Origin of the sequence: Streptomyces gossypii (assembly GCF_025165795.1) — a bacterium.
In the GTDB taxonomy this organism is placed as follows: Bacteria; Actinomycetota; Actinomycetes; order Streptomycetales; family Streptomycetaceae; genus Streptomyces; species Streptomyces gossypii.
The window spans coordinates 411471-425599 of sequence record NZ_JAJAGO010000001.1; the positions used below are offsets into that span (position 1 = coordinate 411471).

Sequence of the window (14129 nt, forward strand, 5' to 3'; positions counted from 1 at the left end):
CTGAACATTACGCCTGATGACCGCTTCTGAAACCGGGTTCGGCGGCACCGTTGCGATCATTTTCCGCCCCTGTGGCCGCGCCGCCCGCGGAGCCCGCGACCGGGGCCGCGGCGCGGTCCGGCACCGCGACGGGAGCGTCGAGCACCCCACGCGTCGCCAGCAGGACCAGCAGCGCCGCGACACCGCCGCCGCCCGCCACCGCGAAGCCCGCCGCCGGGCCACCCCATTCGATGACCGGGCCCACCACACCCGTACCGGCGGCGGCTCCCACCCCGAAGGTCGTCACCAGCCAGGAGAACGCCTCGGTGACCGTGCCGCGCGGCGCGTGCCGGTCGACCACCACGAAGGCGCAGGCCAGCGCCGGGGCGAGGAACACTCCGGAGAGCCCGGCCAGCATCGTCATCGCCACCACATCCGGGACCAGGGCCAGCGGCAGATATCCCGCCGCCAGCGCCATCACCAGCAGCCGCAGCCTGCGCTCGGGCCGGCCCGGCCACAGCCGCGCGCCGTAGACCAGGCCGCCGAGGAGGGCACCGGCACCGAGCCCGGAGAGCAGATAGCTGGAGACGAGGCTGTCACCGTGGTCATCGGCGTACGCGACCGCGGCGACCGCTATGGTCCCCAGGGCCAGCCCGACGAAGAAGAAGGCTCCCAGCAGCGCCAGCAGCCCCGCAGAGCGGAGGGCGCCCAGCCAGTGCGCCTCCCGGGGCGCCGAGCGCCACTGCCGGGAGGGCGGCGAGACGGCGACCCAGAGGGCCCCGAGCACGCCCATGGCGTTGATGACCAGCAGCGCCGCGGCCTCGTTCCACATGGCGACGAGCAGGGTCACCAGCAGCGGGCCGACCGCGAACATCAGCTCCTGGGCAACGGCGTCCAGGGCGTAGGCGGCGTGGACCCGCTCCTCACGCTTGAGCACGCTCGGCCACAGTGCCCGCAGCCCGCCCTCCAGCGGCGGTGTGAACAGCCCCGCGACGAGCACCGCCGCGCACGCCAGCGGCAGCGAATCCGTGCCGACGAGGGCGAACAGCCCCATGCCCAGCGCCGACAGCACCGCCGAGGGCACCATCACCCGCGGCTGCCCCAGCAGGTCCACCGCGCGGCCGAGGGACGGCTGGCCGACGGCGGTGGCCAGCCCGTAGACGGCGGAGAGCACTCCGGCGAGCGTGTAACTCCCGCCTTCCGCGCGGACGAACAGCACGATGGCCAGCGCCGCCGTTGCGTTCGGCAGCCTGCCGATCAGCGTGCCCGCGAGCAGCCGCATCGCGTGCTTGGCGCGCAGCAGCTCCAGATAGCCGGTAGCCATCCGTGCGGCTCCTCTCCGCCCGGCGACGCCGGGGGTTGTACGTATAACGTGGAACTCATCCGTATCATGGCGGCTGACTCGCAGTCCAGGGACGAGGAGCGGCGCGTGCCCCGCACGAGACAGGACGGCCCCACCGGCCCCTCCGAGCGGGCGCGGCCCACCAGCCGCGACGTCGCCCGGCACGCCGGCGTGTCCCAGGCCACGGTCTCCCTGGTCCTGGGTGAGAAATGGCACGGCCGGGTCTCGGTCCGAACGGCGGAGACCGTGCGGACCGCCGCGCACCAGCTGGGTTACCGGCCCAACCTGGCCGCACGCAGCCTCCGGCTCGGCCGCACCCGGACCGCGCTGCTCGTCGTACCGGTGCTCAACAGCGACTTCTTCGCCCATGTGCACACCGGCGCCGCCCGAGTCGCCGCAGAGCACGACTTCGGCATCGTGCTCTACCCCTCACCCGAGGTCGTCAGCCCGACACCCGGCCCCTTCCACTCCGCGCGCTCGGCCCTGGACGGTGTCATCGCCTCCTCCATGGCACCCGAGGCGCTCGCGGTGCTGCGCGGTGACGGCCTGCCCCTGGTCATGCTCGACAGCGACCCGCGCGGAGCCCAGGCCGCCACCGTCAACCTGGACATCGCCGACGGGATGCGCCGCGCCGTCCGGCACCTGCTCGACCTGGGACACCGGCGCCTTGCGCACATCCCGGCGGCGGTCGACTCCTGGACCTTCGCGGTCCGGGCGCGGGCCCTGGCGGAAGCGCTCACCGGCACGGGCGGCGCCCTCGTACGCACCGAACCGGCCGCGCTCAGCGTGGCGGACGGGCTGCGTGCGGCGACCAGGGTGCTGTCGGCCACGGGGCCGGACCGGCCCACCGCGTTGATCTGCGACGACGACCTGCTGGCAGCCGGGGCGTGCAAGGCCGCGCGCCGGCTGGGGCTGCGGGTACCCACTGATCTCTCCGTCACCGGCTTCGACGATCTGGACCTGGCCACCGCGCTGGAACCCGAACTGACAACGGTGCGGCTGCCCGCCGAAGACGTGGGGGCGGCGGGGATGCGCGCCCTTCTGAGCGTCCTGGAGGGGCGCTCGACCGCCACCGAGGTGTTGCCGGTCACTCTGATACCCCGAGGCTCCACAGGGCCCCCTCCAGGCCCTTCATGAGGCTCTGGACGTGACGCGTCCCCCACCAGGCAGGCCCTGGCAGGGGACGCGTCATTCGGCCGTCACTCGGCGGTCAGGGCAGTTACTTCGCCTCGCCGGACCCCGTCGCCTTCCCGGTGCCGGGGGTCTCGCCGCCCTCGCCCTCCGTACCGGTCCCGCCGGCCTCCCCCTCCACGTCTTCCGCATCCTCCGCGGGCTCGGGAGCACCTTCCTCCAGCAGACGGGAAAGCCGGGAACCCAGCACCCGCTTGAACTTGCGCTGCTGCGGCCTGGTGCGGTCCAGCACCGCCACCTCGAGCTGCTCGGCCGTCAGGCTGCGCTCTCCGCCGTTGGTCTCACGGGTGAGCGACTCGACCGCGAGGTTCAGCGCCTCGGCCAGCGACATGCCGTCCCGATGCCGCTGATCGAGATAGCTGCCGATCTGGTCGGAGTTTCCGCCGACCGCGACGGAGCCGTGCTCGTCGACGATGGAGCCGTCGTGCGGCAGCCGGTAGATCTGGTCGTCCTCGGGCTCGGGGCCGACCTCGGCGACGATCAACTCCACCTCGTACGGCTTCTCCGCGGAGCTGGAGAAGATCGTGCCCAGGGTCTGCGCGTACACGTTCGCCAGGCCCCGCGCCGTCACGTCCTGGCGGTCATAGGTGTAGCCGCGCAGATCCGCGTAGCGCACACCACCGATCCGGAGATTCTCGAACTCGTTGTACTTCCCGACCGCCGCGAAGGCGATCCGGTCATAGATCTCGCTGACCTTGTGCAGAGCCCGCGAGGGGTTCTCGGCGACGAACACGATGCCGTCGGCGTACTGCAACACGACCACGCTGCGCCCGCGCGCGATGCCCTTGCGGGCGTACTCGGCCCGGTCGGCCATGGCCTGCTGGGGTGAGACATAGAACGGCGTCGACACCGGCAATCGTCCTTCCTGTTTCTCGGCGGCTGTTAGACGACCGGGGCCTGCGGCCCGTTGGGCTGCTGCAGACGGCCCTCGTGCACCGACCGTGCGATCTCGGAGACCTCTGCCTCGGTGAGCTTCCTGAAGCCCTCTTCGCTGATCACCGTCACGATGGGGTAGATCCGCCGCACCATGTCCGGTCCGCCCGTCGCCGAGTCGTCGTCCGCCGCGTCGTACAGCGCCTGGACGACGACGGTGGCCGTCTGCTGCTCCGTCAGATCATCCCGGAACAGCTTCTTGAGCGCGCCGCGTGCGAAGACCGAACCGGATCCGACGGCAGTGAACCCCGGTTCCTCGGAGCGCCCACCGGTGATGTCGTACGAAAAGATCCGGCCCTTCTGGCGGTCCACGTCGTATCCGGCGAACAGCGGGACCACGGCGAGGCCTTGGAGAGCCATGCCGAGATTGCCCCGGATCATGGTGGAGAGCCGGTTGGCCTTGCCCTCCAGCGACAGCTGCGAGCCCTCGACCTTCTCGAAGTGCTCAAGCTCCAGCTGGAAGAGCTTCACCATCTCCACCGCGAGACCGGCGGTGCCCGCGATGCCGACCGCCGAGTACTCGTCCGCCGGAAAGACCTTCTCGATGTCGCGCTGCGCGATGACGTTGCCCATTGTCGCCCGCCGGTCTCCCGCCAGGACCACTCCGCCCGGGAACGACGCCGCCACGATCGTGGTGCCGTGCGGCGCCTCGATCGCTCCGTGCACGGGCGGCAGCGGCCTGCTGCCCGGCATCTGCTCCGGCGCGTGCACCGTCAGGAAATCCATGAACGAGGACGAGCCAGGCGTCAGGAAGGCAGCAGGTAGACGCCCGGTGCTACGAGTTTCGGCTTCCACACGTTTCCTTCCACGTAGGAGATGGCCCGTCGCATAGCCTCGGGCCGGTCCTTGAATTGCCCCAGCGCGGCATTGCAGCTGAAGCACAACACGCCCCGGACCTTACCCGTCGCGTGGTCGTGATCCACATGGATTGCGGGAGAGGACAAGCAGATGGGACAGACGCCCATCTGCCCTGCCACGAGGTCGTCCCGTTCCGCTTCCGTCAGGCCGTACTTCCGGCGGAAATACGCCGCCCGATTCCGTTCGGCCCGGCAGGAACGGCAGTAGCTCGCCCATCCGTCCGATGAAGTCTTGTTGCGCTCCCACTGGGCGTGAGGCTTCACTTCTGCGCAAGCAGGGCAGCGTTTGTGCCCGCGCGGCACAGCCACCCGGACCCGCACCGACCGCCCTTTGGCCTCCTGACGCTCCCGGTAATACTCGGAAAAGCACGCCCGGCAATACCCCTGCAATCCGTCACGCATGGTCCTGTTGCGCCCGAAGTCGTCGTACGGCAATGTCCGCTTGCAACGGGAGCACCTTTTCATCGGCTCCAATTCGGACATTTCCGTACTATTCCCCACCCTTCTGCACAAATGACCTCACGAAATCCTCTGCGTTCTCCTCGAGGACATCATCGATTTCGTCCAGGACGGAGTCCACGTCTTCCGACAGGGCCTCCTGGCGTTCCTTGAGGTCCTCGGACGCCTGGGTCTCTTCGGCCTGCTCCTCGGTCTCCTCGGTCTGACGAGTCGCCTTCTGCTGTCCGCCGCCGGTGTCCTTGGTCGCCATTACCCTCACCCCGCTCGGTTCGGTTACGCGAGACGTACAAGATCAGACCCTACAAGCCGGGACTGACATAGGCCCATCACTTGACTCAACGTCCGGAGGTCTCCCGGATGATTCCCTGATCCGGCCACACTTAGCCGCTTATCAGCCTCCGGACAGCAGCCGCACCAGATCCTCCGCCGTACGGCAGCGGTCCAGCAGCTCCTTGACATGGTTGCGCGTGCCGCGCAGCGGCTCCAGCGTGGGGACCCGTTGCAGTGAGTCACGGCCGGGCAGATCGAAGATGACCGAGTCCCAGGAGGCCGCGGCCACGTCGTCGGCGTACTGCTCCAGGCAGCGTCCGCGGAAGTAGGCCCTGGTGTCCTCCGGCGGCTTCGTGACGGCCCGCAGCACATCCTTCTCGTCCAGCAGCCGCTGCATCTTGCCGCGGGCCGCCAGGCGGTTGTAGAGGCCCTTGTCCGGCCGCACGTCGGCGTACTGGAGGTCCACCAGGTGGAGCCGGGGCGCATCCCATTCAAGCTGGTCACGACGCCGGTAGCCTTCCATCAGCTCTCGCTTGGCGACCCAGTCCAGCTCTCCGGAGAGGCTCATCGGATCGTGCTCCAGGCGGACCAGCACGTCCTCCCAGCGGGCCAGCACATCCTTGGTCTGCTCGTCGGCGTCCGCTCCCCAGCGGTCCTCGACGTACTTGCGGGCCAGCTCGAAGTACTCCATCTGAAGCTGGACAGCGGTGAGGGTACGCCCGCCGCGCAGCGTGATCAGCTGGCGCAGCGAAGGGTCGTGCGAGACCTCGTGCAGTGTCCGTACGGGCTGGTCGATGGCCAGATCGACGGCGATGAAGCCGTCCTCGATCATGGAAAGCACCAGCGCGGTGGTGCCGAGCTTGAGGTAGGTCGAGATCTCCGACAGATTCGCGTCGCCGATGATCACGTGCAGCCGCCGGTACTTCTCGGCGTCCGCGTGCGGCTCGTCCCTGGTGTTGATCAGGGGCCGCTTGAGAGTGGTCTCCAGGCCGACCTCGACCTCGAAGTAGTCGGCCCGCTGACTGAGCTGGAAGCCGTTCTCGCTGCCGTCCTGGCCGAGTCCGACCCGGCCGGCGCCGCACACCACCTGCCGGGAGACGAAGAAGGGCGTCAGGTGGCGCACGATGTCCGAGAACGCGGTCTCCCGCTTCATCAGGTAGTTCTCGTGCGTGCCGTAGGAGGCGCCCTTGTTGTCGGTGTTGTTCTTGTAGAGGTGGATGGGATGGGAACCCGGCACCTCGGCGGCGCGCCGGGTGGCCTCCGCCATGATGCGCTCGCCCGCCTTGTCCCAGAGCACGGCGTCCAGGGGGTTGGTGACCTCCGGGGAGCTGTACTCGGGGTGGGCGTGGTCGACGTAGAGCCGGGCGCCGTTGGTGAGGATGACGTTGGCCAGGCCGATGTCCTCGTCGGTCAGCTGGCTGGTGTCAGCCGCCTCACGGGCGAGGTCGAAGCCGCGGGCGTCCCGCAGCGGGTTCTCCTCCTCGAAGTCCCAGCGGGCGCGCCTCGCCCGGTGCATCGCCGCCGCGTAGGCGTTGACGACCTGGGACGAGGTGAGCATGGCATTGGCGTTGGGGTGGCCGGGGACGGAGATCCCGTATTCCGTCTCGATGCCCATTACTCGCCGTACGGTCATGCGGCCCTCCTTGCCCGGCAGCGGCCCGCGGTGGGACCACTGCTCACGTCCCGCTGCGCATCCGGCTCGTGTGCGGTCCCCAGACCCGCACTGCGCGAGGCGGCGGTACGGCAGAGCCTAGAACGCGCAGACCCGGGTGGGGAGATCACTGCCTGCTTCCTTCTGGACTGGCTGGGAACGGGTCCGGCTGCGGGGCCCCACTCTGGGGCCCCGCAGCCGGCCGACTTCGCTACAGGTACTGACCGGTGTTGGCCACCGTGTCGATGGAGCGCCCGGTGTCCGCGCCCTGCTTGCCGGTGACGAGCGTGCGGATGAAGACGATCCGCTCGCCCTTCTTGCCGGAGATGCGGGCCCAGTCGTCCGGGTTGGTGGTGTTGGGCAGGTCCTCGTTCTCCTTGAACTCGTCGACACACGCGGCGAGCAGGTGGGAGACCCTCAGACCCTTCTGGTTCTGGTCGAGGAAGGCCTTGATGGCCATCTTTTTTGCACGGTCCACGATGTTCTGGATCATGGCGCCGGAGTTGAAGTCCTTGAAGTAGAGGACTTCCTTGTCACCGTTGGCGTAGGTGACCTCGAGGAAGCGGTTCTCCTCCGATTCAGCGTACATCTGCTCGACCACCGACTGGATCATGCCGGCCGTGGTGGCTTCGGCGTCTCCGTTGTGCTCGGTGAGGTCTTCCGGATGCAGCGGCAGGGTGGGAGTGAGGTACTTCGAGAAGATGTCCCGCGCCGCCTCGGCGTCCGGACGCTCGATCTTGATCTTCACGTCGAGGCGGCCGGGCCGCAGAATCGCGGGGTCGATCATGTCCTCGCGGTTCGAGGCGCCGATGACGATGACGTTCTCCAGGCCCTCCACCCCGTCGATCTCGGAGAGCAGCTGCGGGACGATGGTGTTCTCCACGTCCGAACTGACGCCGGATCCACGGGTGCGGAAGAGGGAGTCCATCTCATCGAAGAAGACGATGACCGGCGTGCCCTCGCTCGCCTTCTCCCTCGCACGCTGGAAGACCAGCCGGATGTGCCGCTCGGTCTCGCCGACGTACTTGTTGAGCAGCTCCGGGCCCTTGATATTGAGGAAGTAGCTCTTGCCCTGGGGCTTCCCGGTCACCTCTGCGACCTTCTTGGCAAGCGAGTTGGCCACGGCCTTGGCGATCAGCGTCTTGCCGCAGCCAGGCGGTCCGTAGAGCAGCACCCCCTTGGGCGGGCGCAGTTCGTGCTCCTTGAAGACGTCCGGGAAGAGATAGGGCAGTTCCACCGCGTCGCGAATGGACTCGATCTGCCCGCCCAGGCCACCGATTTTCGTGTAGTCGATGTCCGGAACCTCTTCGAGGACGAGCTCCTCGACCTCACTTTTGGGTACGACCTCGTAGACGTAGCCCGAACGTGGTTCCAGCAGCAGGGCGTCTCCGGCGCGGAGGGTGGCGTCCATGAGCGGCTCTGCGAGCCGGACCACCCGCTCTTCGTCGGTGTGCCCGACCACCAGGGCGCGCTCGCCGTCCTCCAGGACTTCCTTGAGGGTGACGATGTCCCCGGCGCTCTCGTACTCCATGGCCTCGACCACGTTGAGTGCCTCGTTGAGCATGACCTCCTGGCCGCGCCGGAGAGTGTCGAGCTCGACGCTGGGGCTGACATTCACCCGGAGCTTGCGGCCCCCGGTGAAGATGTCGGCCGTGCCGTCCTCGTTCGCCTGCAGGAACGCTCCGAATCCGGCCGGCGGCTGCGCGAGCCGGTCGACCTCCTCTTTGAGGGCCACGATCTGGTCGCGGGCCTCACGGAGGGTGTTGACGAGCCGCTCGTTCTGCGCGGACACGCCAGCCAGATTGGTCTGCAGCTCGACGATCCGCTCCTCGAGAATCCGAGTGTGACGCGGAGAATCGGCGAGCTTGCGGCGCAGGACGGCGATTTCCTGCTCGAGATAGGCAACCTGACCAGCCGGGTCTTCAGAACCCCGACCCGGCCGGATGCCGCGGTTGGTGTCGTCGTCGTGGGCTGCCACGGTCCTCACCTCCTCCAGGGGGAGCTGGACGCTTCCTGACCCTACCTGGGCCGGTCCGGGTTGAAACCCCTAGATCACAAAGACGGTCGGGGTGTGTCTGATCTTCACCCTTGCGCACTCCCTCACCTCCGGGGAATACCCACCGATCGACGTCGGAAAGCGGCCCGGCTGTATCGTCGATCAGGTCAACACCCTTCAGGGGTGGCACTATTTCGTCACGAGCAGAGAAACGGCAGGTACCAGGATGGGCAGCGGCACCGAAGCGCTCGAGGTCTGGATCGACCAGGATCTGTGCACGGGTGACGGCATCTGCGTGCAATACGCGCCTGAGGTCTTCGAGCTGGACATCGACGGCCTGGCCTATGTGAAGAGTCCTGGCGACGAGCTGCTGCAGGCCACGGGCGCCACGACGCCGGTGCCGCTGCCGCTGCTGCGGGACGTCGCGGATTCCGCGAAGGAGTGTCCCGGCGACTGCATCCATGTGCGCCGCGTGGCGGACGGCGTGGAGGTGTACGGCCCCGACGCCGGGTGACCGTCAGGATTACTCCGAAGCGCCGCAGGGCGCGCAGGGGCGTGGCGCCGCCGGGCGCGGCAGCTCCCGGGCAACTGCTCAGACGCTCCCGGCCACTGGCGACGGGACCAGCACGAACTTCCCGTCGCGCCACTCCCACTTGACCTCCCGAGCCTGGTCCGGGCAGCAGCGGGGCACCTCGGGCGAGGAGTAGCCCAGGAGCCGCGCGGAGACCGTCCCGTGCCCCTGGGGGCCGACCTGGAAGTCCTGCGCGCTCATGTCCTCTCCGGTCGGCATCAGGGTTTCCACGACCTGCGGCCGCCCGCCGGCTTCGGTGGGGTGGGCGACCACGAAGATGCCGCTGGGCGGGGTGCCGATCCCCGAGTGGCAGCGGACCAGGGCCACGGTCTCCGCACGGCCGTCCCCGTCGAAGTCCGCGGCACCCTTGTCCAGGATGTCGACGGCGGGGCCGGAGCGGGCGGAATCGGCGGACTTGCCCGGACAGTCCACGGAAAAACGCGCCTTTGCCGGATCCGGGGCCGCGGCCGGTCCGGCGCCCTCCGGGCGCGCGCTGGCGTCGGGCGGCTGGAACACGGCCGAAAGGCCGAGCACGGCGGCGAGCGCCACACCGGTGGCGATCCAGTGCGCGAGGCGCACACGGGTGTGCGGGAGGTCCGGGCCTGCCGACGGCTGCACGCGGGGTGTCTCCTGTGAGGCTGGGAGGGCGGGTGCCCCGCATCGTGCCATACGTCACAGCCGGGCGGCACGACCGGGGCCGCGTTTCCAGAAGCCTCAACTCGCGAGGCCGTCAACACCGGGGGGCGGGTGCCGAGTTCCGTACCGCGGAAGTACTGCGGGACGGCGGCCCGGCTGGATATCAGCCCTGGATTCCAGCCATGAATCCTAGCGGGAGCCGCCCGGGCCGGTGTAGTCGTCGCCGTAGGAGCCCTTGGAGGGCCGGCGGCGACGCAGTGGCGGCTCGACGCCGTCCGCGAGGCGGCGGGCGGTGAGCAGGAACCCGGTGTGCCCGATCATGCGATGGTCGGGACGCACAGCCAGGCCCTCGACGTGCCAGTTGCGGACCATGGTCTCCCACGCCTGCGGCTCGTTGAAGGTGCCGTACTCGCGGAGGGACTCGACGGTGCGCGCGAGCTGTGTGGTGGTGGCCACGTAGGCGCAGACGATCCCGCCGGGGACCAGCGCCTTGGAGACCACCTCCAGGCACTCCCAGGGAGCGAGCATGTCCAGGATGACGCGGTCGACGTCGGCCTCGGCGAGGTTGTCCTGGAGGTCACCCACGGTGAGCGTCCAGGCGGGGTGCGGGCTGCCGAAGTAACGCTCGACGTTCCGCTGCGCGATCTCGGCGAAGTCGGCGCGGCGCTCGTAGGAGTGCAGCATTCCCTGGTCGCCGATGGCCCGCAGCAGGAAGGTGCTCAGTGAGCCGGATCCCACACCGGCCTCGACGATCCGTGCGCCGGGGAAGATGTCGGCCATCGCCAGCACCTGCCCCGCGTCCTTCGGATAGACGACGGCGGCGCCGCGTGGCATGGACAGGACATAGTCAGGGAGCAGGGGGCGCAGCGCCAGATAGGCGACGTTTCCCGTGGTACGGACGACACTGCCTTCGGGCGCGCCGATCAGCTCATCATGCGGGAAGGCACCCTTGTGGGTGTGGAAGCTCTTCCCGGCTTCGAGCGTGAACGTGTAGTGGCGTCCCTTGGGATCGGTGAGCTGGACCTGGTCCCCGACTTTGAAGGGCCCGCGACGGCGGGCGGCACCGGTCGGTTCGGACATGCCACCAGCCTAGCCGGTCGGCCGGACCCACCGTGACCAGGGTCGCCCCGGACAGCCCGGGTGCGGGCGCTCAGCGCTTGGCCATGGCCTCGACGAACGCCTTCTCCACGTCGCCGGTGGACAGCACGCCGTAGATCTCCCCGCTCTCCTCGACCACCAGGTACTCCGTCGCGGGTGCGGCACGCAGGTGGTCGAGCAGTTCCTCCCCGGCGAGCTCGGCCGGGACCCGCATGCCGTCCTTGAGGTCCTGCGCGAGGGTACTCACCGCGACCCAGGGGCGGCGGTGCTCGGGGACGCCGACGATGGCGGACTCCCGGACCAGCGAGAGCGGGTCCCCCTGGCCGTCCACCACCACCAGGGCGCGGGCGCCGGCCTCGTTGGCCCTGCGCAGCGCCTCGGACAGCGGGGTCTCGGACTCGACGGGTACGGCCCGGCGGGTGAGCGTACGGGCACGCAGCTCCGGCAGGCGCTCGCGGAGCCGGGCCATGCGCAGGCTGTTCCCCGCTCCGGTCCAGATGATGGCGGCGAGGATCGCGGCGAGCAGCGCGTCCGTCAGGGTGTCCATGCCGCCGACGCCGTCGTCGGTGAACCCGCCGGCATGGGTGGCCAGGGGGAATCCGATCAGGACCGCGATGGCCAGTGCGCGGCCGGTCCAGGCCGCGGCGACCGTGCCGGTCATGGCCCTGCCGCTGAGCTTCCAGACGACGGCCCGCAGCATCCGCCCGCCGTCCAGCGGCAGGCCGGGCAGGAGGTTGAAGACGGCGACGATCAGGTTCGAGATCATCAGCCCGGCCAGCAGCACGCCGGGGACGGTGCCGGGCTCCACCAGCTGCATCCCGCCGTAGAAGACTCCAGCGAGGACGAGCGACAGCAGCGGGCCGACGAAGGCGAGCACGAACTCCCGGCCGGGGGTTTCGGACTCCTTCTCGATCTCGGAGACGCCGCCGAAGAACTGCAGCTGGATGCGGCGCACCGGGAGGTCGAAGCGCAGCGCGGCGACCGTGTGGGCCAGCTCGTGGACGAGGACGGAGGCGTAGAAGGCTACGGCGAAGAAGAGGGCGATGAGGTAGCGGATGTTCCCCAGCTCGGGCAGCACGCGGTCGAGCTGGCCGCCGAAGACCCAGGTGATCAGTGCCGCCACGAGGAACCAGCTGGGTGCCACGTAGACGGGCACGCCGAAGGGACGGCCCATCAGGATGCCGCCGCCACTGCCGCGTGGGGGCCGGGGTGGCCGGCCGTCCCCGTCGCCTGCGGGGCTGGGGCTGCCGACGCGCTCGCGGGGCCCGCCGCCGTTGTCCGTGTCTGCCAAGGGGTCCTCTCCGCCATGCCTCGCACCCCGCGCGTGCGCAGCCACGTCGATCATGTCGTGCGAGCGTGCCGTGCGAGGACGTCTGCCGTCGATGGTATGCGCCCCGCTGTCAGTGGCGGGCCGTAGGGTCTGGCCCATGAGTAGCCTTCCCTCCGCCGCGGGGAGATCCCGGGGGAAATCCGGGCCCGCCGTACCGCCCAGTTCGCTGTCTCCCTCCCGGGCCGGCGATTTCATGCAGTGCCCGCTGCTCTACCGCTTCCGGGTGATCGACCGGCTGCCGGAGAAGCCCTCGGCCGCCGCCACCAGGGGCACGGTGGTGCACTCGGTGCTGGAGCGGCTCTTCGACGCCCCGGCCGCGGAGCGGAGCGTTCGGCGTGCCCGTTCGCTCGTGCCGGTGGAGTGGGAGCGGCTGCTGGCGAAACGCCCGGAGCTCGCGGAGCTGTTCGCCGCGGAGGGCTCCGAAGGTGCTGACGGGGGCGCTGACGGCGCCGCGGAGCTGGCCAGGTGGCTGGCGGAGGCGGAGGCGCTGGTCGAGCGCTGGTTCACGCTGGAGGATCCGGTCCGGCTGGAGCCTGCGGACCGTGAGCTGTTCGTGGAGGCGAGGCTGGAGTCGGGCCTGCGGCTGCGCGGCATCATCGACCGGGTGGATGTGGCGCCGACGGGCGAGGTGCGGATCGTCGACTACAAGACGGGCAAGGCGCCGAAGCCGGAGTTCGCGGCGGGCGCGCTGTTCCAGATGAAGTTCTACGCGCTGGTTCTGTGGCGGCTGCACGGTTCGGTGCCGCGCCGGCTCCAGCTCGTGTATCTGGGCAGCGGTGACGTCGTGACGTACGACCCGGAGGAGTCCGATCTGCTGGGCGTGGAGCGCAAGCTGCTGGCCCTGTGGGACGCGATCGAGCGGGCGACGGAGTCCGGGGACTGGCGGCCCCGGCGGAGCCGCCTGTGCGACTGGTGTGACCACCAGGAGCGGTGTCCCGAGTTCGGCGGCACTCCCCCGCCGTATCCGCTGACAATCCAGCCGAAGCTGCCCGCGCCGCGCGCCGAGGGGGCAGGCGAGGTGGTGGGGGGAGCTTAGAAGCTGCGGTCCCGCCCCCCCGCTGGCCTCGGGGCGTGGGACAGCGGCTTCGTAGGCAAGAATGGGGGGATCGCGCCTGTCCGCCTACGAAGGAGCCTCTGTGGCAATCCGCGTACTTCTGGTCGATGATCAGCCACTGCTGCGCACCGGCTTCCGGATGATTCTCGAGGCCGAGAACGACGTCGCCGTGGTCGGTGAGGCCGGGGACGGCCTGCAGGCGCTCGACCAGGTGCGTGCGCTGCAACCGGATGTCGTGCTGATGGACATCCGGATGCCCCGGATGGACGGCGTCGAGGCGACCAGGCAGATCACCGGTCCGGCCAAGGACGGCCCGGCGAAGGTGCTGGTGCTGACGACCTTCGACCTCGACGAGTACGTGGTGGAGGCGCTGCGGGCGGGTGCCAGCGGCTTTCTGCTCAAGGACGCCCCAGCAGGGGAACTGGTGCAGGCCATCCGGGTGGTCGCCGCGGGTGAGGCCATGCTCGCGCCGTCGATCACGCGGCGGCTGCTGGACAAGTACGCGGGGAAGCTCCCCTCCGGGGAGGACCAGGTGCCGAACACCCTGCACACGCTCACGGAGCGTGAGGTCGAGGTGTTGAAGCTGGTGGCGCGTGGCCTGTCGAACGCCGAGATCGCCGCGGATCTGTTCGTGAGCGAGACGACGGTGAAGACGCATGTGGGTCATGTGCTGACGAAGCTGGGCCTGCGTGACCGGGTTCAGGCGGCGGTGTACGCCTACGAGAGCGGGCTGGTGAGGCCGGGCGCCGCCCAGTGAGCCCG

14 protein-coding genes are annotated in these 14129 nt (G+C 69.6%); 4 read left to right on the top strand and 10 right to left on the bottom strand.

Annotation, left to right across the window (positions count from 1 at the left end; all coding sequences use genetic code 11):
• Positions 1 to 7 precede the first annotated feature (7 nt).
• The gene (locus LHJ74_RS01920; RefSeq protein WP_260215626.1) at positions 8 to 1303 is read right to left on the bottom strand and encodes an MFS transporter; all 1296 of its coding nucleotides are present in this window, start codon (positions 1301 to 1303) and stop codon (positions 8 to 10) included.
• Between the two features lie 66 nt (positions 1304 to 1369).
• Between LHJ74_RS01920 and LHJ74_RS01925 the strand changes: the two genes are divergently transcribed.
• Positions 1370 to 2458 (top strand): LacI family DNA-binding transcriptional regulator, encoded by a 1089-nt coding sequence (locus LHJ74_RS01925; RefSeq protein WP_260215627.1) that lies wholly within the window; start codon positions 1370 to 1372, stop codon positions 2456 to 2458.
• 82 nt (positions 2459 to 2540) lie between these two features.
• Here LHJ74_RS01925 and prcA read toward each other — a convergent pair whose 3' ends face one another.
• The 6 genes from prcA to arc all read right to left on the bottom strand — a co-directional run bounded on the left by prcA (position 2541) and on the right by arc (position 8660).
• Positions 2541 to 3362, bottom strand: a complete 822-nt coding sequence (prcA, locus tag LHJ74_RS01930; RefSeq protein ID WP_260215628.1) for a proteasome subunit alpha — start codon at positions 3360 to 3362, stop codon at positions 2541 to 2543.
• A 32-nt stretch (positions 3363 to 3394) separates the two neighbouring features.
• A complete protein-coding gene (prcB, locus tag LHJ74_RS01935) occupies positions 3395 to 4240 on the bottom strand; it encodes a proteasome subunit beta (RefSeq protein ID WP_260215629.1) in 846 nt (281 codons plus the stop codon).
• The gene (locus tag LHJ74_RS01940; protein ID WP_260215630.1) at positions 4192 to 4785 is read right to left on the bottom strand and encodes an endonuclease VII domain-containing protein; all 594 of its coding nucleotides are present in this window, start codon (positions 4783 to 4785) and stop codon (positions 4192 to 4194) included. Before LHJ74_RS01940 ends, prcB begins: the two co-directional genes overlap by 49 nt.
• Before the next feature lie 7 nt (positions 4786 to 4792).
• Complete coding sequence (locus tag LHJ74_RS01945; RefSeq protein ID WP_027751234.1) at positions 4793 to 5011, bottom strand: ubiquitin-like protein Pup; 219 nt, start codon at positions 5009 to 5011, stop codon at positions 4793 to 4795.
• Positions 5012 to 5152: 141 nt separating this feature from the next.
• Positions 5153 to 6664 carry a depupylase/deamidase Dop gene (dop, locus tag LHJ74_RS01950; protein WP_260215631.1) on the bottom strand — a complete coding sequence of 504 codons (1512 nt, stop codon included), beginning with the start codon at positions 6662 to 6664 and terminating at the stop codon, positions 5153 to 5155.
• A 229-nt stretch (positions 6665 to 6893) separates the two neighbouring features.
• Complete coding sequence (gene arc / locus LHJ74_RS01955) at positions 6894 to 8660, bottom strand: proteasome ATPase (RefSeq protein WP_260215632.1); 1767 nt, start codon at positions 8658 to 8660, stop codon at positions 6894 to 6896.
• 244 nt (positions 8661 to 8904) lie between these two features.
• On the opposite strand from arc, the gene LHJ74_RS01960 reads away from it, so the two are divergent.
• Entirely contained in the window at positions 8905 to 9192 is a 288-nt protein-coding gene (locus LHJ74_RS01960; RefSeq protein WP_260215633.1) for a ferredoxin, read from the top strand.
• Positions 9193 to 9270: 78 nt separating this feature from the next.
• On the opposite strand, the gene LHJ74_RS01965 is transcribed toward LHJ74_RS01960, so the two are convergent.
• From LHJ74_RS01965 to LHJ74_RS01975, 3 genes are all read right to left on the bottom strand, one after another.
• Positions 9271 to 9867, bottom strand: coding sequence for a hypothetical protein (locus LHJ74_RS01965; RefSeq protein ID WP_260215634.1), 597 nt, complete (start codon positions 9865 to 9867; stop codon positions 9271 to 9273).
• 207 nt (positions 9868 to 10074) lie between these two features.
• Positions 10075 to 10965, bottom strand: coding sequence for a tRNA (adenine-N1)-methyltransferase (locus LHJ74_RS01970; protein WP_260215635.1), 891 nt, complete (start codon positions 10963 to 10965; stop codon positions 10075 to 10077).
• A 70-nt stretch (positions 10966 to 11035) separates the two neighbouring features.
• Positions 11036 to 12328: a site-2 protease family protein gene (locus LHJ74_RS01975; protein WP_375546637.1), complete on the bottom strand. Its 1293-nt coding sequence runs from the start codon at positions 12326 to 12328 to the stop codon at positions 11036 to 11038.
• Between the two features lie 82 nt (positions 12329 to 12410).
• Between LHJ74_RS01975 and LHJ74_RS01980 the strand changes: the two genes are divergently transcribed.
• The gene (locus LHJ74_RS01980; RefSeq protein WP_260215637.1) at positions 12411 to 13349 is read left to right on the top strand and encodes a RecB family exonuclease; all 939 of its coding nucleotides are present in this window, start codon (positions 12411 to 12413) and stop codon (positions 13347 to 13349) included.
• Between the two features lie 100 nt (positions 13350 to 13449).
• Positions 13450 to 14124, top strand: a complete 675-nt coding sequence (locus LHJ74_RS01985) for a response regulator (RefSeq protein WP_260215638.1) — start codon at positions 13450 to 13452, stop codon at positions 14122 to 14124.
• Positions 14125 to 14129: the final 5 nt, after the last annotated feature.